Source organism: Aeromonas sp. 600527, from assembly GCF_049175415.1.
GTDB lineage: Bacteria > Pseudomonadota > Gammaproteobacteria > Enterobacterales > Aeromonadaceae > Aeromonas > Aeromonas veronii_A.
The window spans coordinates 25,300-46,663 of record NZ_JAAKVA010000004.1 but is presented as its reverse complement, the minus strand read 5'-3'; the positions used below and the strand labels follow the sequence as shown (position 1 = coordinate 46,663).

16 protein-coding genes are annotated in these 21,364 nt (G+C 59.6%); 7 read left to right on the top strand and 9 right to left on the bottom strand.

What is annotated here, in order from left to right; all coding sequences use genetic code 11:
• Nucleotides 1-70: 70 nt before the first annotated feature.
• The 5 genes from G5154_RS07320 to G5154_RS07300 form a co-directional block, all read right to left on the bottom strand.
• Nucleotides 71-2,182 (bottom strand): alpha-amylase, encoded by a 2,112-nt coding sequence (locus tag G5154_RS07320; protein WP_421250635.1) that lies wholly within the window; start codon nt 2,180-2,182, stop codon nt 71-73.
• A 229-nt stretch (nt 2,183-2,411) separates the two neighbouring features.
• Nucleotides 2,412-3,578: a hypothetical protein gene (locus tag G5154_RS07315; protein WP_201994861.1), complete on the bottom strand. Its 1,167-nt coding sequence runs from the start codon at nt 3,576-3,578 to the stop codon at nt 2,412-2,414.
• A complete protein-coding gene (locus tag G5154_RS07310) occupies nt 3,578-3,949 on the bottom strand; it encodes a GtrA family protein (RefSeq protein WP_005338463.1) in 372 nt (123 codons plus the stop codon). The genes G5154_RS07315 and G5154_RS07310 overlap by 1 nt, the downstream gene beginning before the upstream one ends.
• On the bottom strand, nt 3,946-4,965 hold the full coding sequence (locus G5154_RS07305) for a glycosyltransferase family 2 protein (RefSeq protein ID WP_005347828.1): 1,020 nt from the start codon (nt 4,963-4,965) through the stop codon (nt 3,946-3,948). The genes G5154_RS07310 and G5154_RS07305 overlap by 4 nt, the downstream gene beginning before the upstream one ends.
• Before the next feature lie 53 nt (nt 4,966-5,018).
• Nucleotides 5,019-5,564 carry a hypothetical protein gene (locus tag G5154_RS07300; protein WP_005347826.1) on the bottom strand — a complete coding sequence of 182 codons (546 nt, stop codon included), beginning with the start codon at nt 5,562-5,564 and terminating at the stop codon, nt 5,019-5,021.
• 325 nt (nt 5,565-5,889) lie between these two features.
• Here G5154_RS07300 and G5154_RS07295 point away from each other — a divergent pair, with 325 nt between their 5' ends.
• The 4 genes from G5154_RS07295 to G5154_RS07280 all read left to right on the top strand — a co-directional run bounded on the left by G5154_RS07295 (nt 5,890) and on the right by G5154_RS07280 (nt 9,228).
• Nucleotides 5,890-6,654: a substrate-binding periplasmic protein gene (locus G5154_RS07295; protein WP_419772924.1), complete on the top strand. Its 765-nt coding sequence runs from the start codon at nt 5,890-5,892 to the stop codon at nt 6,652-6,654.
• A gap of 79 nt (nt 6,655-6,733) precedes the next feature.
• Nucleotides 6,734-8,218 carry a L,D-transpeptidase family protein gene (locus tag G5154_RS07290; RefSeq protein ID WP_236347378.1) on the top strand — a complete coding sequence of 495 codons (1,485 nt, stop codon included), beginning with the start codon at nt 6,734-6,736 and terminating at the stop codon, nt 8,216-8,218.
• Between the two features lie 165 nt (nt 8,219-8,383).
• A complete protein-coding gene (locus G5154_RS07285) occupies nt 8,384-8,929 on the top strand; it encodes a DUF882 domain-containing protein (RefSeq protein ID WP_033136140.1) in 546 nt (181 codons plus the stop codon).
• Nucleotides 8,930-8,976: 47 nt separating this feature from the next.
• On the top strand, nt 8,977-9,228 hold the full coding sequence (locus tag G5154_RS07280) for a DUF3862 domain-containing protein (RefSeq protein ID WP_219594582.1): 252 nt from the start codon (nt 8,977-8,979) through the stop codon (nt 9,226-9,228).
• Nucleotides 9,229-9,313: 85 nt separating this feature from the next.
• Here the strand turns inward: G5154_RS07280 and G5154_RS07275 are convergent, their stop codons facing one another.
• Nucleotides 9,314-9,928 carry a trimeric intracellular cation channel family protein gene (locus G5154_RS07275; protein ID WP_005338456.1) on the bottom strand — a complete coding sequence of 205 codons (615 nt, stop codon included), beginning with the start codon at nt 9,926-9,928 and terminating at the stop codon, nt 9,314-9,316.
• 146 nt (nt 9,929-10,074) lie between these two features.
• Entirely contained in the window at nt 10,075-10,839 is a 765-nt protein-coding gene (gene cysZ / locus G5154_RS07270; RefSeq protein ID WP_421230597.1) for a sulfate transporter CysZ, read from the bottom strand.
• Nucleotides 10,840-11,053: 214 nt separating this feature from the next.
• On the opposite strand from cysZ, the gene G5154_RS07265 reads away from it, so the two are divergent.
• The 3 genes from G5154_RS07265 (at nt 11,054) to ligA (ending at nt 17,686) form a co-directional block, all read left to right on the top strand.
• Entirely contained in the window at nt 11,054-14,428 is a 3,375-nt protein-coding gene (locus G5154_RS07265; protein ID WP_421250634.1) for an AAA family ATPase, read from the top strand.
• A gap of 15 nt (nt 14,429-14,443) precedes the next feature.
• Nucleotides 14,444-15,574, top strand: a complete 1,131-nt coding sequence (zipA, locus tag G5154_RS07260; protein ID WP_005347811.1) for a cell division protein ZipA — start codon at nt 14,444-14,446, stop codon at nt 15,572-15,574.
• 99 nt (nt 15,575-15,673) lie between these two features.
• Nucleotides 15,674-17,686, top strand: coding sequence for an NAD-dependent DNA ligase LigA (gene ligA, locus G5154_RS07255; protein ID WP_421250633.1), 2,013 nt, complete (start codon nt 15,674-15,676; stop codon nt 17,684-17,686).
• Between the two features lie 198 nt (nt 17,687-17,884).
• On the opposite strand, the gene ygjK is transcribed toward ligA, so the two are convergent.
• Together ygjK and G5154_RS07245 are read right to left on the bottom strand one after the other, a co-directional pair.
• The gene (gene ygjK / locus G5154_RS07250) at nt 17,885-20,365 is read right to left on the bottom strand and encodes an alpha-glucosidase (RefSeq protein WP_421250632.1); all 2,481 of its coding nucleotides are present in this window, start codon (nt 20,363-20,365) and stop codon (nt 17,885-17,887) included.
• 195 nt (nt 20,366-20,560) lie between these two features.
• Nucleotides 20,561-21,361, bottom strand: coding sequence for a helix-turn-helix transcriptional regulator (locus G5154_RS07245; protein WP_421250631.1), 801 nt, complete (start codon nt 21,359-21,361; stop codon nt 20,561-20,563).
• Between the last annotated feature and the right edge of the window lie 3 nt (nt 21,362-21,364).

Below are 21,364 nucleotides of genomic sequence, written 5' to 3'. Positions count from 1 at the left end.
GGCAGATAGATAAACGAGAGAGGGGAGCCAGTGGCTCCCCTCTCTGTTGCTGGTATATATGGCCCAAGAGTTACTTCTGCCGACCGGCAAAGACCACCACCACCTTGTCATCCCCCTTCTCCCGCACGAAGGCGTAGGGGGCATCCGAGAGTTTCTGGTGGCTGCCTGCCGCAATGGCCGGATGGGCAGCGCGGAACTGGCCCAGTTGCTGCCAGTGCTTGACCAGCTCAGCCTTGTCGCCGCTGGTCAGCTCCTGCCAGTTCATATCCGAGCGCAAGGCCTGATCGAACACCCCGCCATCCTTGGCCAGCCCGCGGCCGGACTCGTCGCCGTAGTAGATCTGGATGCCACCCGGCAGCAGCATAAAGCTGTTGGCGACCCGGCGCTGTAGCGGCACATCCTGATAGTCGCCAAAGAACAACTTGGTGTCGTGGGAGCTGATGTAGCTCAGCACGTTGAACTCGGGATCCTGATTGATGCGACTGGCGTAGCTGGCATAGGTGGGCTCGGCGCTGGCCATGCACTGGGCCTGTGACAGTGCGAACTCGCGCTGATAGTCGAAGTTGATCAGGGAGTCGAAACCGTTCTGATACCAGAAATCCTTGGCCACCCCGTGATCCCACACCTCACCCACCATGTAGAAGGGCAGATCGTCGAGGGCCTTGCCCGGGTTGGCAGTCTTCCACTCCTTGAGCGCAGCGGTGCCCGCCTGCTTGAGCTTGGCCCACACCTCGGGCTCCAGATGCTTGACGGTGTCGGCGCGGAAGCCGTCGATGCCAAAGCGGCGCACCCAGTCGGTGTGCCAGGCGATCAGGTAGTCGCTCACGGTGGCGTTGGGCAGCGCCTTGGCTTTGGTATCTTTTTTCGCCGCCAGCAACGGCGGCAGCCCTACCGGTTTGGCCGATTCGGTCAGAAAGTCCGGCAGCCCCGCCACCGAACCGGTCACATCGTCGGTGCCGGGCTGTGGGTAGCCGGGCAGACCGGCGCGCACCCAGTCACCGCTCCACCACTTGTTCCACGCGGGTGATTGATAGTCGATGAACTGGTTGTAACCATGCCAGTTGAGGCCACCGCTCGGACGCCACTGGTTCCAGACGGTCGGCAGTTTGCTGCTGTTCTGAGTTAGCTCGGTGAGCCCCAAATCCTGCAAGTCGGCGAGGGTGGCGTAACCGGCGTGGTTCATCACCACGTCGAGGATGATCCGCATGCCGCGCTTGTGGGCCTCATCCACCAGGGTTTTCAGACTCTCTTCATCGCCGTAGTTGGGGTCAATCTTGGTGAAGTCGAGCGCCCAGTAGCCGTGGTAGGCGTAGAAGGGGAAGTTGCCCTGCTCGCCACCGCCAATAAAGCCGTGCACCTGCTCCACCATGGGGGTGATCCAGATGGCGTTCATGCCGAGGCTCTTGATGTAGTCGAGCTTCTCGGTCAGTCCCTTGAAGTCACCGCCATGCCAGGTGGCCACCTCATCCTGTCCATCCTTCTGGCGGCCGAAGCTGTGGTCGTTGGCGGGGTCACCATTGTGGAAGCGATCGGTCAGCAGAAAATAGACGCTCGCCTGATCCCAGCTGAACGGTGCTGGCTTGGCTGCCTTGACCGGCTCGAGCAGCAGCAGGCCGCCGCTCTCTTTACTCGGGGTCAGGGTCAGCTTGCCCTGTTTGACCACCGCCTCCTGTTTCGAGTAGGCATCCCTCAGTCGGGTGTCGTCGGGCCAGACCCCTTTCAGCGACACCGTGACCGGGCCGCCATCCCAGCTGATGCAGGGCTCTTGTGGTGGTTGGCGCTTGAACTCGCTCTTCTTGGTCGCCCGCAGCACCTTGAGGCTGGGGGTATCCGGGTTGAAGGTGAACTGATATTCCCCGGCCAGCATCACCCGCAAGGTAAAGCTCTGATCCTTGCTGCATTTGTCCATGGGCTGTGCGGTGCCGAAGGGAAGCGGCTTGCTCTCGCTCGGGCCAAAGCTGGTGCCGCAACTGTTGCCTGCGTCACTGATGCGGATCTGGTGGCTCCCCTTGGCAAGGGGATGGGTCAGCTCCACCGTGCCCTTGTCCAGCGAAATCGGGGTCGCCACCGGCTGACCATCCACATAGAGGTGAACCTCGGAAGCGGCCATCGCCTGTGGGGTGAACAGAGGGGCGGCCATCAGGGCGAGCAAGAGGGGGGATAAGTTTTGAGCACGACGCATAAGCCATTCCTTGAGCAGGGCAGTTCGGACAAGGGCCCATTCTAGGAGCAGCAAAGCGCGCCTTGGATCGGCAAAATGCCAATTTGTGACATCAGTTCAAATGGTTACGTTTTCAAGCCGAGGAAAGTGTGACGGAGAGGAGATGGGAGGCTCTGTTGATAAAAATAGCGGCCATAAAAAAATGCCGGTCAGGTGACCGGCATTTGGTGTGTCAGGCATTTTCGTCACATCAGACGGTGAAGAACTTGAAGTTGACGAAGGCCACCGCGATGAAGGAGGCCACCATGCCGCTGATGCAGAGCACTGCAGGGCGGATAGCGGGCCAGCGATGGGTCAGCAGAATGATGGCCAGCAGGGTCGGATAGAGCCCGAACATGTAGCGTGGCATGGCGTTGAGGCCGGTCATCAGCGGAATGGTGCAGCAGATGAACATCAGGGTCGCTTCGGCCCAGCGTTTCTGGCTGAACAGGTAGCCGTTCAGACACCAGCCGAAAATCACCATGATGGAGAGATAAGCCTTGCGGCCGCCCAGCTCGAAACCGCTCAGCCACCAGTCCAGCGGGCTGTCCATGTAGCGACCCCATGCCACCTGAATGTGCTTGAAGGCGAAGGCATCGCCGGTCAGGTGATAGAGGTAGACCATGTAGGCAAACAGGCCAAAGGGGATCATCCAGAGGGTGAAGACCACCTTGAAAGCGCGCTCGGTGAAGCGGAAAAATTCCCGCCAGCCGTAGGCCTGCAGCGCCAGGATCAGCACCGGGAAGACCATCATCACCCCCAGGTTGCGGGTGGCGGAGATACAGACCCCCAGCACGGCCACCATCAGCCACTGCTCTCGATAGGCGAACAGGAACATCCCCAGCATCAGCGCCATAAAGGTCGACTCGGTATAACCGGAGACGAAGTAGGCCGAGAAGGGTGAGAAGGCGAGCAGCCAGACACCGAAGCGAGCGGTATCGTCACCCAGTTTAAGCTGACGCAGCACCAGCAGCATCAGCGGCAGGCTGGCGAAGAAGGAGGCGTTGGCCACAATGATGAGGCCGATCAGGCTCTCGACATTGAACAGGTTGGAGATGGCACCGGAGACCATCGGGTAGAGCGGCATAAAGGCCCAGTTGGCCGCATTGCCCTTGCTCAGCCAGCGCGGGTAGAGGTCGTAGCCGTTCTCGATGATGCGCTGGAACCAGACGCAGTCGAATTGACAATAGGCCTGCAGCGGGCCTATGTCGGGGGAGCCATAGAGCTGGACACCGAAGTAGCCCATGCCATACAGCGCCACCCGGCTCAGCATGAAGGCGGCGATGATCATCAGCCAGTCACGACCGCTGATGCGCAGTGACGGGCGATACGGGAGTGCAGCCCCGGTTAACGGGGCGGTATTGGTCATATCATTCATCAGGCAAAAACCCAGACGCGAGAGAGAACGTAAGTGAGGACGGTAACGGTCAGGGTGGCGATGACCACCGGCAGCAGACCGGAGAGCCCCGCAAACAGCAGGCCGCTCAGGATCAGGTTACGCACCGCAAGCGAGAAGAGGGCGACCAGCAGAAACTTGCTGGCGGCTCCCTGCTTCTGGAAGGTGATGTAGCGGTGACCAAAGAAGGAGAACCAGAACGCGATGGCAAAAGCCAACGTGGTAACCAGGTGCTCCGAGATGGTGGGCCAGGTATGAAACAGTGCGATGGAGGTGCCAAGGTCGACGAGGGTAGCCCCCCCGCCGACAAAGCCGAAACGTACCAGCCGCCAGAATTCCTCGCGGGAGATCATTGAGGCGCCTGCTCCTGCTGCTCTTGCGGATTGCTTTCTGTGCTCTGCGGTTTGGCCGCATCCTGCTTGGCATACTGGCCATAGACCCCTTCAATGAGGTAGACCGGGCGCTGTTTCACTTCCACGAACATGCGGCCGATGTACTCGCCGATGATGCCGAGTGACAACAGCTGGATACCGCCGAGGAACAGCACCACGGACATCAGGGAGGCGTAACCGGGCACGTCGATGCCGAAGAAGATTACTTGGGTGATGATTTTCAGGATATAGAGGAAGGCTACCAGCGAGACGCTGACACCCACATAGCTCCAGACCCGCAGCGGCCAGCTGGAGAAGCTGAGCAGGCCGTCGAGGGCGAAGTTCCACAGTTTCCAGTAGTTGAACTTGGTTTCACCGGCGTGACGGGCAGGGCGCTCGTAGGGGACGCCAACGGCACGGAAACCGGCCCAGGCAAACAACCCCTTCATGAAGCGGTTGCGCTCCGGCAGCAGCTTGATCGCCTCTACTACGCGGCGGTCTATCAGGCGGAAGTCACCGGCGTTCTCCGGCAGCTTGGTACTGGTGGAAAGGGCGTTGAAGAAGCGGTAAAAGCCACCGGCAGTCAGACGCTTCATCGGGGTATCGGCGCTACGATCGACGCGGATGCCATAGACGGTGTCATAGTCACCGGTCTGCCACAGTTTCACGAACTCCAGGATCAGGGCGGGGGGATCTTGCAGATCCACGTCCATTGGCACGATGGCATCCCCTTTGGCCTGATGCAGACCGGCGGTCAGGGCTGCCTCTTTACCGAAGTTGCGTGCCAGGTTGACCAGGGTCACGCGGGGGTCACGGGCGATTGCCTGTTCGACTACCTCACGTGTACGGTCACGACTACCGTCGTTGACGAATACAATTTCAAGCTGGTCTTTGAGCGGGGCCAGTTCATTGTCTATCGCGCTGATGAAGGCATCGATGCTCTCCTCCTCGTTATAAACGGGAACAACCAGAGAGAGTCGAAAATCTGGATGCGACATAAGAACGTCCTTATAGGCTGGTTATTTTTATAAAACGCTATCGGGGACCCATATCACTGGGCAACAGTCAAACGCACCGACTGAACATTGATGGGAGTGGGTGCCGAGAGTGCCAGAAAATTGGGGTGCTTGGGATCGGCCGTGAGCGAATCTCCTGGCAGGTTGAGCCGGATTTCATTGATACCCGCTTTGGCCAGTTTCACGGTAGTAGTGAAGTCGTGACCAAGAGCCACTTTCAGTAGCGCACCAGCTTCAGGGCTATTGACGCGGGCATGGACTGTCAACTGTTCCGGTTTTGCTGCTTGTTTGGGTAGCACAAAATAGAGTCCCCCTTTGCCACTTAGCTGGGTGCCTTCGTCACTCGGTTTTTTGGCCCAGCCTTCGCTGGAGAGAAAACGGCTCGGCTTGGTCAGGTTCAGCTCGTTGCCGGGCTGATAGGTCATGCTGGAGTTGTGTTCCCAGAAACGGGTTTTACCCTCCAGATAATAGAGGCGATAGGCCAGGCTCACGTTAGGGTGAGCAGCCAGATAGAGGGTATAAAGATAGAAACCGCTCAGTGCCAGGATGGCGGTCAGAAAACCAAACTTTTTGTACGTCATATCACTCTCTATGCCTGACATAAATTGGTAGGCCGATGTCGCGCATATGCTAATCCAATTGCAAAAAAAGCATAGTGGATCACAAAAAAATATTTGGTCACAAATCAACCCCTCATCAAGGCGTTCACCATTGCACTTTCTTTGTTAATGACAACATTGACGGTAATCAAGGGCTCCATGGTAATGGGAGGATTTTATCTGGTAAAAAGAGGTTTTCTGTAATTTGCTGCGTCATATTCTTACAGATGCTGCCCGTGATGCGGCCTCTATCGCCATTTTTCAGGGGAGGAATTATGATGATTCATCTTTTCGTCAAGGATGACCCATGAAGTGGATGTTCCAGGCGTGCTTGTTCTTTGGCTGGATTTCATCTCTCTCAGCCTCCACTCTCTGTCCTGCACCTATCAAGGCCGGTTTTGATAACTGGCCACCCTATCACTATCACGATAAAAGCTACCCTGCTCAGGTGCGTGGCTATGCCGCCGAGGTGCTCACTGCGGTTTTGACCAGAATGGGCTGCGAGATCGAGTTTAGGGAGTTGCCATGGAAGCGCATACTTCAGGAGGTTAAGTTAGGCGAGGTCGATATGGCGATGGAGGCAAACATCAACGATGAGCGCACCCGTTATGCGTGGTTTTCAGATGCCTACAATCCGGGTCGCACACTGTTGTGGGTTCGCAAGGGCAGCCATTACCCCGAGCAGGATCTGGCTAGCTGGCTCGCTAAAGGCTACGCCCTCGGCGTGACCAAAGAGTATTTTTATGGTGATGAAGTGATGGCTCTGCTCGGCCGCTATGCCGGCCAGGTGAGTGCGGTGAGCGACAAACAGAATTACGAGAAGCTGGCCCGTGGGCGCATCGACGGCTTCCTCGGTGACATGCTGGCGACGCCCAGTGGGTTGAGCAAGGAGGGAATGAGCAGTCAGTTCTCATATCATCCTATGGTCGTGTATGAATCTCCGGGCTTTTTCATGATGAGCAAGCGCACCATCTCTCCGCAATTCTTGCAGCGTTTCAACCAGGTTTTGGCAGAATTCCAGCGCAGCGACGAATATGACATTATCTTGCGACGCTATGCGCCAGGAAACTAGCAAACTGTTAGCCATTCACGCATCATGAGCGGCCTGATGGTCGTGTTTGACTACGTGCATCAATCGTTTTGAGGTATCCATGGGGATGAAGTATTGGGTGGCCCTTGCCAATCTGCTCTGGTTTGGCTGTTTGCCTGCCGGATTAGTGCACGCGGCAGAGGCTCAAGTCGTTGTGGCGGTGACTGAAACCCGTCATGACTGGTATCAGGGCAGTCAGGCCGAACAGGCCCGTGTCGAGCTGGAACAGCAGTTGCAAGAAGCTGTGCTGGCCCAGCTGCACCCCGATTTTTTCACGCTTTGGAAGCGCCTGCAGGCTACGCCGGCAGCGCAGCGCAGTGCTATCTATGACGAGGTCTTTACCAAGCTAGCCCGTTTTCAGCACGCCTGGCGAGGGATGGATCTGGTCTCTCGCGAGCAGATGAAGACCCTCAAGCTTGATTTGAAGCGCCCTGTGGTGACCAAACCCAGCGATGATGATCTGCTCACCCAGGTGAAATCCCTGCGCCCCCAGGTGGCGGAGTACGAGGCGGTGCGGGCAAAAGTGCACAAACTGCTGGCGATGCCGATGGCCAGCAAGTGGCCGACCCTCGATATGCCGACCCTGCGTGCCGGAGAGAGCTCCGCCGAGCTCGGTCAGATCCGCGCCATGCTCAACGAGCTGGGCGACAGTGCTCCGAGCCATGGTGATCAGATTTACGATGGTGATACCGAGCAGGCCATCAAACAGTTCCAGCGTCGTCATGGGCTCACCGCGGACGGTATCATCGGCCGTCAGACCCGCTCCTGGCTCAATACCGGCCCGCAAGTGCGTGCCAGCTTGCTGTTGCGCAACCTGTGGCGTCGTGATCTTGTGGATCAGCTGAGCAAGCCACGCTATGTGCTGGTCAATATTCCCGACTATCGGCTCAGCGTGGTGGAGTCCGGCAACGAGGTATTCACCAGCCGGGTTATTGTCGGCAAGGAGCAGCGGGCCACCCCCATTCTGGCCAGCGAAATTCGCTCCATCGTGCTCAACCCCTCCTGGCATGTGCCGCGCTCCATCCTGAGCAAGGACATCCTGCCCAAGTTGGGGCGCGATCCCGCCTATCTGAGTCGCGAGCAGTTCGAGGTGATCGACAGCGAGGGCAACCCGGTGCAGTTCACCGAAGAGGGGTGGCATCAGGCGCTGGCCGCCGGTTTCCCCTATCGCCTGCGGCAAAAGCCGGGTGATCACAATGCCCTGGGACGCTACAAGTTCTACCTGCCCAACAATGACGCTATCTATCTGCACTCCACCCCGCGCAAGGCGCTGTTCGAGCAGGGGGCACGCGCCTTCAGTTCGGGCTGCATCCGGGTGGAACATGCGGACGATCTGGCCGAGCTGTTGCTGGCAGATTCCCGCTATCAGCCGGACAAGGTGGCCAATATCCTCAAGGAGAGCCAGACCAAATGGTTGCCGCTCACCACGCCGATCCCGGTCTTTACCGTCTATTGGAGCAGCTGGATCGACGAAAATGGTCGCCAGCAACTGCGCAACGACATCTACGGATTTGATCGGGTCAGCTTCCAGAGCCGCCTGCTGTGATCCCTGCCACAGAGTGAAAAGCCCGGCCTGTGCCGGGCTTTTCTATGGGCGATTGAGGTTTGACAGCTCCCACTGCCGGAGGGTAGTTTCAAGCGCCTGTATCACATTCAATCAGTGATCTTATTCAACTATTTTTCGCTTGAATCTGCGATGGACGAACCCCTTATGCTGGAACAAGAGATAAGTCGACGTCGCCTGTTGCTGGGAGCCGGTTGCCTGCTGGGCAGCTCGCTGATCTCCTTCCCTGCACTGGCCAGCCGCAGTACCACCGGGCGTGAACTCAGTTTCTTCAATCTCAATACCGGCGAGCGGGTGCGCGCCAGCTATTGGGAAAATGGCCACTATCTGAGCGACGGGTTGGCCGAGCTCAATCACATTTTCCGCGATTACCGGCGCAACGAAGTGTTCAACATCGACAAGAAGCTGTTTGATCAGCTGTTCCTGTTGCAGCACAAGCTGGGTCGGCGCAGCGAAATCCAGCTGATCTCCGGTTATCGGGCACCGGCCACCAATCGCCAGAAGCGTCACAAGAGCCGCGGCGTGGCCAAGCACAGTTACCACACCCTGGGGCAGGCGGTGGATGTGCGGATCCCCGGCGTTCAGCTGGCCCATCTGCGCAAGGCGGCCCTCAATCTCAAGGTGGGTGGGGTCGGCTACTATCCCCGTGACAACTTCGTTCACCTCGATACCGGCCCGGTTCGCAGCTGGTAAAGGGGTTGGCAAGCTGCCAAGCTCTTCCCACCAGTGAGGAGATAGCGATGAAAAAGATAGTGATTGGCGGCCTGATCGCCCTGTCGTTGACCGGTTGCAGCAAGCTCAACCGTGAAAATTATGACCAGTTGAAGATGGGGATGAGTTACGCCGAGGCCAGCACCATTCTGGGCAAGGCGGAGCGTTGTGATGATGCCTTGGGCACCACCAGCTGCCTTTGGGGCGGGGAAGGGAAGAACATCAAGATCCGCTTTATCGCCGACAAGGCGACCTTCTTCAGCTCGGAAGGGATTAACTGAGTCGCAGAACGTCCATGAAAAAAGCGCCACTCGGGCGCTTTTTTGTTGCTCGCAATCCAACCCCCCTCGCCAGAAGCTGGCGTACTCAGTGGGTGGCGTATTGATAGTTGAAGGTGGGCAGTCCCCACTTGAAGCGAACCGCCAGCAGCCGAAGTACAAAGCCAATTCCGATAGAACCGAACGCCGCCCAGTTGGTCGGCAAGCCCTGATCCAGCGCCAGACAGTAAAGCGCTGCGGTGATCAGCGAAATGGCTGCATAGAGCTCGCGACGAAACACCAGCGGAATGCGTTGGCAGAGCAGATCCCGCAGCACCCCGCCAAAGACCCCGGTCACCACCGCCATGATGCAGGCAATACCGGCGCCGTGGCCCATATCCAGCGCTCGGGCCGCACCGAAGATGGAGAAGACCACCAGCCCCAGGGCATCGAGGGCCATGAACAGCTTGCCGAGATAGCGCATCAGGGGGGCGGAGACCACACCCGCCATCGCGGCTGCGGCAACCAGCAGCACATATTCCGGATGTTCAATCCAGAGCAGCGGATAGTGGCCGAGCAGCACATCGCGGATGGTGCCACCACCGATGGCCGTCGCCGAGGCGATGATCACCACACCAAACAGATCCATCCGTCGCCGACCCGCGGCCAGCGCGCCGGTCATCCCTTCGGCCACCAGGCCCACCAAGAAGAGTGCATGTAACATGAGATATCCCAGGGAACGAGAAAGGCCAGAATCCTACCAACTCGTGTCATATGGGACAAGCTATCGAATGCATGCATTAATTTAATTCATGCTAAATGCAAAAAAAGCACCGTTTCGGGTGCCTTTTTCTAATCAATGTTCAAGGGTTAGCGCCCCAACTGCTCCTTGCGGTAGTGATCGACCCACATGGCGGTGGCGCCACAGATGGCGACTGGCATCACAAAGAGGTTCACCACCGGAATGGCGGAGAAGAGGGTCACCAAAGCGCCAAAGCTCAGGCACTTGCCGCGGCGCTGCTTCAAGGCATCGCGCATGGTGATGAAGCCGATCTTGTGGTTGTCGAACGGATAATCCACATACTGGATCGCCATCATCCAGGCGCTGAACAGGAACCAGAGCACCGGCGCCAGGGTCTGGCCAACCACAGGGATCAGAAACAGGATCAGGCAGCCGATGGCCTTGGGCAGGTAATACTTCAGCTTGGTCCATTCGCGGCCGAAGGTGCGTGGCACATCTTTGACGATATCCAGCATGCCGCTGTCATTGGCGGGCTGGCCGGTGAGGATCTGCTCCACCTTCTCCGCCAGCAGGCCGTTGAAGGGGGCGGCTACCCAGTTGGCAACCGAGCTGAAGATAAAGGAGAAGACCACCAGGATGGTGATGAGGGCGATGGGCCACAGCAGATAGTCCAGCCAGTCGAGCCAGGCGGGGATCTGCTGATGGAGCCAGGCGAACAGGTCGTCCAGTTGCAGTAGCAGGGCATAGAAGGCCCCGGCAAACAGCACGAAGTTGACCAGCAGGGGGATCAGCACAAAAGTGCGGATGCCCGGTTGGCGAATAAGGGAAAAACCGCGCAGAAAGTAATCTGCACCGCTGATTGAATCTTTGACCATATGGGGTGATTGGCTCATGTGAGCTCCATCTATGCATGGGAGAACTGCCAGCATATTACAAACAAGCCTTTGATTTGGTAAAGTCGCCGACTATTCCTTATTTCGTGCCGTGGCGACCAAAAATCGGGCATTGAATGGGGATGATGCCTGCATATTACAAACAAAGCCGGGTCTGGATTTGGTAAAGTCACCTGCCCGCATCCTCTTTATTTAGCCACTGATACAGGTCGCCATGCGTCTGAAACTGATCAAACTCGCCGGCTTCAAGTCGTTCGTCGAGCCGACCCGCATCGAACTGTCGGCAGACATGACCGCCGTGGTGGGCCCCAATGGCTGTGGCAAATCCAACGTCATCGACGCGGTGCGCTGGGTGTTGGGGGAGAGCTCCGCCCGTCATCTGCGCGGCGAGAACATGACCGATGTCATCTTCAACGGCTCTATCAATCGCAGTGCGCACGGGCGCGCCTCGGTCGAGCTGGTGTTCGACAATCCCCACAACCGGGTGCCCGGCGAGTTCGGCCGCTTTACCGAGATCTCGGTGCGCCGCGAAGTGCTGCGCGACGGCTCCAACCACTATCAGATCAACGGCCAGAAGTGCCGCCGCAAGGATGTGACCGACCTCTTCCTCGGCACCGGTCTTGGCCCCCGCAGCTACGCCATTATCGAGCAGGGCACTGTCAGCCGACTGGTGGAGTCGCGCCCGGCCGATCTCAAGCTCTTTATGGAAGAGGCCGCCGGGGTCTCCCGTTACAAGGAGCGGCGCCGCGAGACCGAGCAGCGCATTCGCCACACTCAGGAGAACCTAGAGCGCCTCGGCGATATTCGCGGCGAGCTGGGTTCGCGCCTTGAGCACCTCAAAGCCCAGGCCGAAACCGCCGAACGCTACAAACAGCTCAAGAGTCGTTCGCGCGCCGCTCGCGCCGAGCTGATTGGCTCCGAGTTGTGGGCGCTGGAGACGCGCCTTGGCGAGGCCAAAACCGAACTGGCACATGCCGAGCAGGCGCTGGCGGCGCTCGATGCCAAGCGTACCGCCGATGAGGGGCGCCACGTCACCCTGTCGGTCGCCAGACAAGAGGCGCAAGCCGAGCAGGCGAGCCGTCAGCAACAGATTTTTCTCGGCGGGCAGGCCATCGCCCGTCTCGAACAGCAGCAACTGCACCAGAGTGAACTGGGGCGCGACTGGCAGGCCCGTGCAGAGGCGCTGGGCGAGCGGATTGCCACCCGCAAGGCGCAGCTGGCCAGCCAGCAGGATCAACTGACCGAAGGGGTATTGCGCGCTGAGCAGGAGAGCGCCCGGCTGGAGCAGTGTGAGCAGTTGCTTACCGAGCAGCAGGAGGCTCGCCAGCACGCCAGCGAGCAACTGGAACAAGCCCGCTTGCGCCAGCAGCAGTGGCAGCAACAGTTGGCCGGGGTGCAGGGGCAACTCAATCAGACCCGTACCCGGTTGGGTGGTTTGCAGGAGCTGCAAGCCAAGACCCGGCTGGCGCGCCTCAAGCTGGAAGATGAACGCGCTGGCCCCCTCGGCGCAGAGGCCGACGATCTGCAACCGGCCCTCGATGCCCTGAGTGGTGAGCTGGAGCTGACGCGGGCGGCCAATGACGAGCTGACCGAGCAGCTGGCGCAGGCTGTCCACACCCATGAACAACTCAAGCAGCAGCATGGCCAGCAGTTGAGCCTGCAGCGGGAGTTGGAGGCGCGGCTGGCGACGCTGGCTCAGATCCTCGGCGAACAGATGGAGGGGGTGACTCTGGCCGACCGGTTGCAAGTTGCCCCCGAGTGGGCACAGGCGCTCGATAAGGTGCTGGGTCGCTGGCTCACCGCAACGCCAGCGGACGAGTGCAATCTGGCGCAAGAGGGACTCTGGATTGGCCCGGCACAACCGGCGGTTGCCGGTACGCTGGCGGCGCAACTGGGCGGCAAGCACATTCCCGCCTTCCTCAATGCCATCTGGCTGGTGGAGAGCCGGGAGGCCGCATTGGCCCGCCAGCCAAGCCTTGCGGCCGGTGAGTCGGTACTGACTCCTGCTGGCGACTGGCTGGGGCCAAACTGGGCCGATCTGGGGCTGGGCGCGGCGCTCGGCACCATGGCGCTGCTCGGTGAGCGTGAGCGGTTGCACACCGAGCTGGAGAAGGTTGCCGTGGGGCAGGCACAGCTGAGCGAGCAACTTGTGGCTGCCGATGCCCGGCGTGCCCAGCTTGCCAGTGCGCATGAGTTGTCGCAGCGAACCTTGCGCGAGCAAGAGCAGAAATGGCAACAACTGCGCGAAGCCTGGAGCCTGCAACAGGGTCAGCGGCAGGAGCGGTTGCAGCGGCTCGGTCAGCTCGGCGAAGAGCTGATCCGGCTTGATCAGGAGCAGGCCGAAGAGGCAGAGCGACTGGCCAGCGCCCGTGAACAACTGGAACTCGATGAGGCGCGCCTTGCCGAGTTGCAGGAGCAGGGGGAGCCGCTGACACAAGGGTTGCAGGTCGCGCAGGAGCAGCTGACCCGCTGCGAGCGGGCGGTCGATGAGGCGCGAGTGCGCCGCGAGCAGCAACAAGCGGCCTGCCAGCGTTTGCAACTGGAGTTGGGCAATCTGCGCCAACTCATTACCCTGGGTGAAGAGGAGCTGGCGAGGCTCGGGCTGGAGCTGGCCGGGCTGAAAGGGCCGGATAGCGAGGCAGTGCCGGATCTGGCGCCCCTGCTGGCCGAGCAGCGCAATCTGGAGGCGCAGCAGCTCGCCTGCCATCAACGGCTTGCGGAGCTGGAGCGCCAGCTGACCGAGCTGGAACAGGCCAGAAGAGCCGATCACAAGCAGCTTGTTACCTTGCAAGAGAAGCTGGCAACCCTGCGCCTTGAGCGTGAACGCAGCCTCACCCGTCGACAGGGGCTGCACGAGCAGTTCGAAGAGCTGGGGGTTCGACTGGTAGATCTCGATCAGGCGGTGCTGATCGCTGCAGATCGCAGCAAGCTGCGGCAGGAGATCCAGACCCTGGAGGCGCAAGTGGAGGCACTCGGCGCCATCAACCTGGCGGCGCTGGAGGAGTACGAAGAGGCGAAAACGCGAGCAACCTATCTTGAAAATCAGTGTCAGGATCTTGAGCAAGCGCTGGAAACCTTGAGCCAAGCCATTAAAAGAATTGATAAAGAGACACAAATACGGTTCCGGGACACTTTCGATAAGGTCAACGAAGATTTAAAATCCCTCTTTCCGAAAGTGTTCGGTGGGGGCAGTGCCTGGCTTGAGCTCACCTCCGATGATCTTTTGGAGGCCGGAGTGAGCATCATGGCGAGACCTCCGGGTAAGAAGAATGCTACCATTGCCCTGCTTTCCGGGGGGGAGAAGGCGTTAACCGCGCTTGCGCTGGTTTTTGCCATCTTCAGACTCAACCCAGCACCTTTTTGTCTGCTGGATGAGGTGGATGCACCGCTCGATGAAGTGAACGTCGGTCGCTTCTGTTCTCTTGTCAAAGAGATGTCGAGCACAGTACAGTTCGTTTACATCAGTCATAATAAGGTCTCCATGGAGATGGCTGAGCAGCTGGTTGGCGTCACGATGCAAGAGCCCGGGGTTTCGCGCATTGTGTCGGTCGATATCGGTGAAGCCGTCGCTTTGGCTGAGCAAAACTAGAAAGAGAAGCAGCTAATGCAGGAATTGCGTTACATCTTGGTTGCCCTGGGCGGTATTGCCATCGCGGCATTGCTCATTCACGGGTTGTGGAGCAACAGAAAGAATCGTCAGGCACCGATCAAAGAGAAACCCCTTGGCCGGATGGAATCCAAATCGCGAAACCGCGATGATGACGCCTTCGACAGCGATGGCATCGGTCAGGTGCGTGTAGTCAGCAGTGGCCGCCGTGCCGAGCCCAAGCTGCGCAGTGAAGAGAGCCTTCAGCCGGAGTTTGGTCGCCGTGCCGCCGTGCCCGCCTTTGACGATGAAGATGATGAGGATGAACTGCCACCGCCCGTCGTGCGCAAGCCTGCTGCCCGTCCGGTTCCGCCGCCTCCTGCCTATGAAGAAGAGGAACCGGGCTTTGATGAGCCGCTGCCTGACGTCATTGCGCAAGAGCCTGCCGCTCCGGTACGCAAACCGGCCCAGGTCAATCGCCGTACCCCGGTCTACCGTTCACGTCCCCAGCGCGAGCCAGTCATGCCTGTTCAGGATGACGAGCCGCTGATCGAGCCTGCTTATGCCACAGCGCCCACCTTTGGTGTGCGAAATGAGCCTGTGCGAGCCACTGAACCTGAAGTGAAGGCCCAGCCACGCCATGTGGAACCTGAACCTCTTTACGAAGAGCCCGTCTACGAGGCTCCCGTTGCAGAACCTCGCTCAGCTCCCCAGCCGGTAGAAAAAATCTGGCAGGATGTCTATGTCATCAACCTGATGGGCCGCCCGGGGCATGAGCTGCAAGGGGCGACTCTGCTCTCCTCCCTGATGGCGCTTGGCTTCAAATTTGGCGAGATGGATATCTTCCACCGTCACGAAGATGCCAATGGCAAGGGGGAAGTGCTCTTCTCCATGATCAACATGGTCAAGCCGGGCACCTTTAACCCGTACCGGATGGAGCAGTTCACCACGCCGGGTGTCTCCCTGTTCATGCAGCTGCCGCTGCGCAGCAACGCCGCGTTTGCCTTCGAGGACATGCTGCAGGCCGCCGATCAACTGGCCAGCGATCTCGATGCCATGCTGACCGATATGGAGCGCAGCCCGCTGAGTGACGAGACTATTGCCCGTTACCGGCATGAACTGGCTGCCTACGAGGCCAGCCGCGACTAATACGCCATGCGGGTCGAATAGATAAAAGTGCGGTACCCAGGTACCGCATTTTTGTTTCTACCCCGGGCCGGATTTTCAATCACACTTCGAGACTTTTTCATGAGCGATATTCTCTCCCGCCACCGTCAACTGTGTGAGCTGCTTACCGAATATGGTCATCAGTACTATGTGCTGGATAACCCGACCGTACCGGATGCTGAATATGACCGTCTGATGCGCGAACTGATCGCGCTGGAGGCCGACCACCCCGAGCTGAAAACCCCGGCTTCCCCGAGCGTGCGGGTCGGTGGCCAGCCGCTGACTGCCTTCAGGCAGGTGCGTCACGAGATCCCCATGCTGAGTCTGGACAACGTCTTTAGCAGCGAAGAGCTGCTGGCGTTTGAACAACGGATGAGCGATCGCCTCAAGCGTGAAGTGCGTTTCGAGTTTTGCTGCGAGCCCAAGCTTGATGGCTTGGCGGTGAGCCTGCTCTATGTAAATGGTCAGCTGGTGCAGGCCGCGACCCGGGGCGATGGCGCTACCGGTGAGGAGATCACCGAGAACGTGCGTACCATCAAGGCCATTCCGCTCGCATTGCGGGGCTCTGGTTGGCCCGAGCGGTTGGAAGTGCGTGGCGAAGTCTTTATGCCCAAAGCCGGTTTCGAGGCGATGAACGCCAAGGCACTGGCCGCAGGCGAGAAGGTGTTCGTCAACCCGCGTAACGCCGCCGCCGGCAGCCTGCGTCAGCTCGATTCACGTATCACTGCCAGCCGTCCCCTGAGCTTTTACGCCTACGGCGTCGGTGTCGGCGGCGAGCAACTCGGTGGCTCTCACTTTGGTCGCCTCAATCAGCTCAAAGAGTGGGGGCTGCCGCTTAGTCCCGAGGTGAAACTCAAAGAGGGGGCTGCCGGTTGTCTGGCGTTCCACGACGACATTCTGGCCCGCCGTGGCGAGCTGCCCTATGAGATCGACGGCGTGGTCTACAAGGTGGATGCTATCGCTCTGCAAGAGGAGCTCGGCTTTGTGGCACGCGCGCCGCGCTGGGCGACCGCCCACAAGTTCCCGGCGCAGGAAGAGATGACTCTGCTTGAGAACGTCGAGTTTCAGGTTGGCCGTACCGGCGCCGTGACGCCGGTGGCCAAGCTCAAACCGGTGTTTGTCGGCGGTGTGACTGTCTCCAACGCCACCTTGCACAACGCCGACGAGATAGAGCGCCTTGGCGTCATGGTCGGTGATACCGTGATCGTGCGCCGGGCAGGGGACGTGATCCCTCAGATCGTTGCCGTGGTAGAGGCACAGCGCCCTGTTGATGCGCGCGAAATTCTCTTCCCGACCGAGTGCCCGGTGTGTGGCTCGGCAGTGGAGCGGCTGGAAGGAGAGGCGGTTGCACGCTGCTCCGGTGGCCTGTTCTGCGAGGCGCAGCGCAAGGAGGCGATCAAGCACTTTGCTGCCCGTCGCTCCATGGATGTGGACGGCCTTGGCGACAAGATTGTCGAGCAGCTGGTGGACAAGGGACTGGTGAAGACCCCCGCCGATCTGTTCAGCCTCAATGCCATCCAGCTGGCCGGGCTTGAGCGGATGGGGCAAAAATCGGCCCTCAATCTGGTAGCCGCCATCGATGCGGCGCGCAGCACCACCCTGCCGCGCTTCCTGTTTGCCCTGGGGATCCGTGAAGTGGGGGAGGCGACAGCGCTCAATCTTGCCAACCACTTCCTCACCCTGGATGCTCTGCGCGCGGCTTCGGTGGATCAGCTGCTCGAAGTGGCCGACGTGGGCGATGTGGTGGCCAAGCATGTCTACTACTTCTTGCGTCAGCCCCATAACGTGGAGGTGCTGGAAGCCTTGCTGGCTGCCGGCATCCATTGGCCGGCCATCGAGAAGAAAGAGGCCGCGGAGCAACCCTTTGCCGGCAAAACCTTCGTGCTGACCGGCACCCTGACCACCTTGTCGCGCAACGATGCCAAGGCGGCACTGCAGGCGCTGGGGGCCAAGGTGGCGGGTTCGGTATCTGCCAAGACCGATGTGCTGGTGGCGGGGGAAGCGGCCGGTTCCAAGCTGGCCAAGGCACAGGAGCTTGGCATTACCATCTGGAGCGAAGAGGAGTTGCAGCAGGCGCTGCAAGGCCAGAGCTGAGTTCGTCTCTCTGATAAAAAAATAACCCGGCATTCGTGCCGGGTTGTTTTTTATTCCCCCGCTATCACCATTTTTTGCGGGGGAGCAGCAAGCGCCTGAGCAATATTTCCCGAGTGCTCAGTTTGCTCAATCAGTATGGCAACACTCTACAAGGCCACCTGATGCATCAAGCCGAAGGGGGGCATCCTCTCTCGCGGCTTATTCCTGTGGCTTGAGGAAGTTGCGATAGAGCATATAAAGGTGGGCCGAGCTCCAGCTGAAGTTGCTGGCCCCCTGCATGGCGCCGGTCTCCGGATTGTAGTTTTCGCGGATGGGGCCGCTGCCCGCCAAGCCCTCTGCGTTGTTGAACAGCTTGTTGACCAGAGCCTCGGCATCGCTGCGATAGCCGTAGTTCTCCAGCCCCTTCACCCCGAAGTAGAACTGATCGAGCCATACCCGGCCGCGCCAGTAAATATTGGGGTCGTAGGCCGGGTTGGTCAGCGCGGCTGTGCCCAGCGGAATCTTTGTGTTGAACTCCTGGGCGTTGAGCATCACCTCGCGCACCCGCGCCGCTTTCTCCTTGTCGGCGACTTCTGCCCAGAGCGGGCTCCACCCTTCCGGGCCACGGCCGCGGGCGGTCAGCAATTTGCCGACGCAGCCGTTGCCGTCAGCAACATCCCCCTGAGCAATCTGACGATCGTAATAGACGCCTGACGCCTCATCGAACATGCAGCTGTTGATGTAACCAGCCAGCTGGGTCGCGCCATCGCGGTAGCGGCTCGCGTCGTCCGGCTTGCCAAGCAGGTCGGCCATGTCTGCCAGAATGCGTTTCTCTTTGGCGAGGAAGGCGTTGAGCTCCACCGACTCCTGATCGATGGAGAAACCGATCAAATCGCCATTGTCCTGATGGTTTTCAAAGAAGGCGACGTTCCAGTCCTGACGTGCCTTGGCCAAATCTCCGCCATAAGTCTTGTCGGCATAGCGTTGCAGCTGGCCCGGTTCGATAAAGCCGAAGCGGGCGGCGTTGTCCATGCCGGACTCCCAACCGGCGCCGTGCTGGGCACCGATATCCATATCGCTGTAACCGCCCACGTTCAACACCTGTTGATAGAGCGGCATTCCGGCGCAGGCATACCAGCCATCCCCCTCACTGGTACAGCTTGAGAGATCCAGCCCAGCGGGAATACCGTTGGAGTACTGCACCTTGAAGGTGATATTGCCGTACTCGTCATTGTGCTCCACATGCTTGGTGGCGCCATATTCGATGATGCCGTTGCGGTTGTTGTCCCGCGCGCGGTACCACCAGTCGTGGTAGGCCTGCAGCTTGGGATACATCTCGGCGATAAAGGCCTTGTCCTTGGTGGCGCTGTAGATTTCCCAGATAGCCCAGGCGGAGAGGGGCGGCTTGGTGTCGCGCTCGTTCCAGTTGCCGCCATCGCCACCGCGATCCGCCAGCTTGTTGTAGAAGACGGCGTCGATCACCATGCCCGCATCTTGCGGTCGCACCGGGTCATCCGGCTGCACCTGATAGTCATACATGGCGCGCACGTTGTTCTTGGCCACCTCAGGGTTGAAGTGCGCCATGGCATAGGCGTGCTTCCAGCTGTCCCAGGCCCAGACGCCGTCGAACCAGCGGGCGGTATTGGAGGGGGTTACCCCGTCGTGGAGGATGGCGCCAGCCGGGGAGCGCCAGTTGCCATTGAGGGTCTCCATCGCCTTGACGGCGATGCGGCGCTCCGACTCGGGGATACCCTGATTGGAGAGACCCTTGGCAAGGTAGTCCTCCCAGCGGCGGATGGAGTCGGCAAAATAGCTGGCCGGGTTGGCCAGCAGGGCTTGACGGCTCTGCTGATAGCGGCTGGCGTCATCTGCGGAGTGGAGATAGCTCTGCAGGGTGTAGATATCCTCGCTCCCCTTGGCGGCCAGGGTAATGCTGGCGTCGCTTTGGTAGCCCAGTGTCTTCTGGTCGAGGGTGGTGCGACTTGGCAGGGTGCGGTCGATTCGATAGCGGGCGCTGCCGCTCTGCATGATGTTCCAGGTGCTGCGCAGTTTACCGAACTGGAATTCGATTCCTTTGTCGCTCTCGCTGATGGTGCGTGTCCAGCCTGGATATTTGCTGGCAATCGTATCCTTGGCATCCCATTGATTGAGCAACTCGCCCTGCCAGTTGAGGTTGAGGGTGAGCGGTGCATCGGTCTGGTTGATGAGTCGGGTGCGGATAAGAGCGGTACGGGCATCGCCATAACGCAGCTCCAGCTCCAGCGTAAAGGGCTCGAACTCGAAGCGTTGCACCAGTGCACCGGGAATGGCGTACACCTCCTGCTTGCGGGCGCTGGTGAGCGGGAACGGGCGCCCGCTCGCATCGCTGAGGGTAAGCTTGTCCAGCTCGCTGGCAAAGAAGAGGCTGTACTCCTCGGAGATGACCATGGGGCCGGTAAAGCCCCCCCACTCCTTGTCGCTGGCAGGCAGCAGGAAACCGTGCCATGCCCCCAGATCGAGCAGTGGGTTGTATTTGAGGTTGGAGTAGCTGTCAAAGTCGCGGAATTGGGTCGGAGTTCCCCGACGGTCGATCACGTCCTTGTACTGGATGGCCTGCTCCGGTTTGGCGACTGTGCTGCTCTCTGTCTGGTTATCGTTGCAGGCGGTCAGTCCGAACAGGGCGGTGCCTAGGGCTATCGAGAGTAAAGTTTTACGAAACATTTCTCGCTCAAATTCCGTTTATGTAGGTTAAAAGGAAGATTTTTTACGCTTATTTTTAGTGAAAAGGTGTTCGGTAGCCATTGTATGGCAAGGGGAAAGGGAGCGCTGGCGCGAGATCACACTCTGAAGAGGCGGCAATGTGAGCGGGATCACCGGGTTACATCAGGTTACATAGAATGGTCTTTAAGTAATATTTTACTTTTCGTTGCTCGCCAATCTGGCAGGGCAGGTGTGCAGGTATTGGTGGGGCGTCAGGCCGAACTCCTGTTTGAAGCGGGCGGCAAAGCGACTGGGAGAGTCATAACCGCAGGCGAGGGCGACCTCCAGCGGGGTCAGGCCCTGTTGCAACAGGTTGAGGGCGTGGCTCATGCGTACCTGAGCCAGCAACTGGCGAAAGCTGCGACCTTCGGCGGCCAGCTTGCGCACCATGGAGGCGCGGCTCATGGAGAAGTGGGGGGCCACCGCCTCCAGGGTGTGGTCGATGCCGGGTTCCACCGCCAGGTAGCGTGCCAACCGCTCTGCGAGGGTCATGGTGCTGGCGGGAAAGAGCAATCCGAGGGCGTTGGCGGCCCGTAGCTCGGCATAGAAGCCGCGCAGCAGTTCGGCCTGGGTTGCTTCGCTCAGTCCCCGTTCGGCCATGGTGCTGATGAGCTCAAAGCAGAAGGCGAGCCCGGGGGTGATCTTGACGGCGGGTTCCTCCAGGTCGGCGTGGGAAGGGGCTGACTCCGCCAGCCACTCCGGCGGTGGTGGGGTCAGCAGCGTGATGGCGTGGGAGCGAAACTTGCCCTGATCAGGTTGATTGACGAAGGTGAGCTGGTGGCCTGCCGGGATCAGCAGCCACTGCTCCCTGTCAAACGACAGACGTCGCTCGCGCCACCACAGTTGTTTGCTCCCCTGGGTGACCCAGATGAGGGTCGGGGCGTAGATGAGCACCCGATGCAGGGGCTGCTGGCGGATCCCGAGATAGTGGCTCTGTTGCAGCAGGGGAGTGCTCATCCG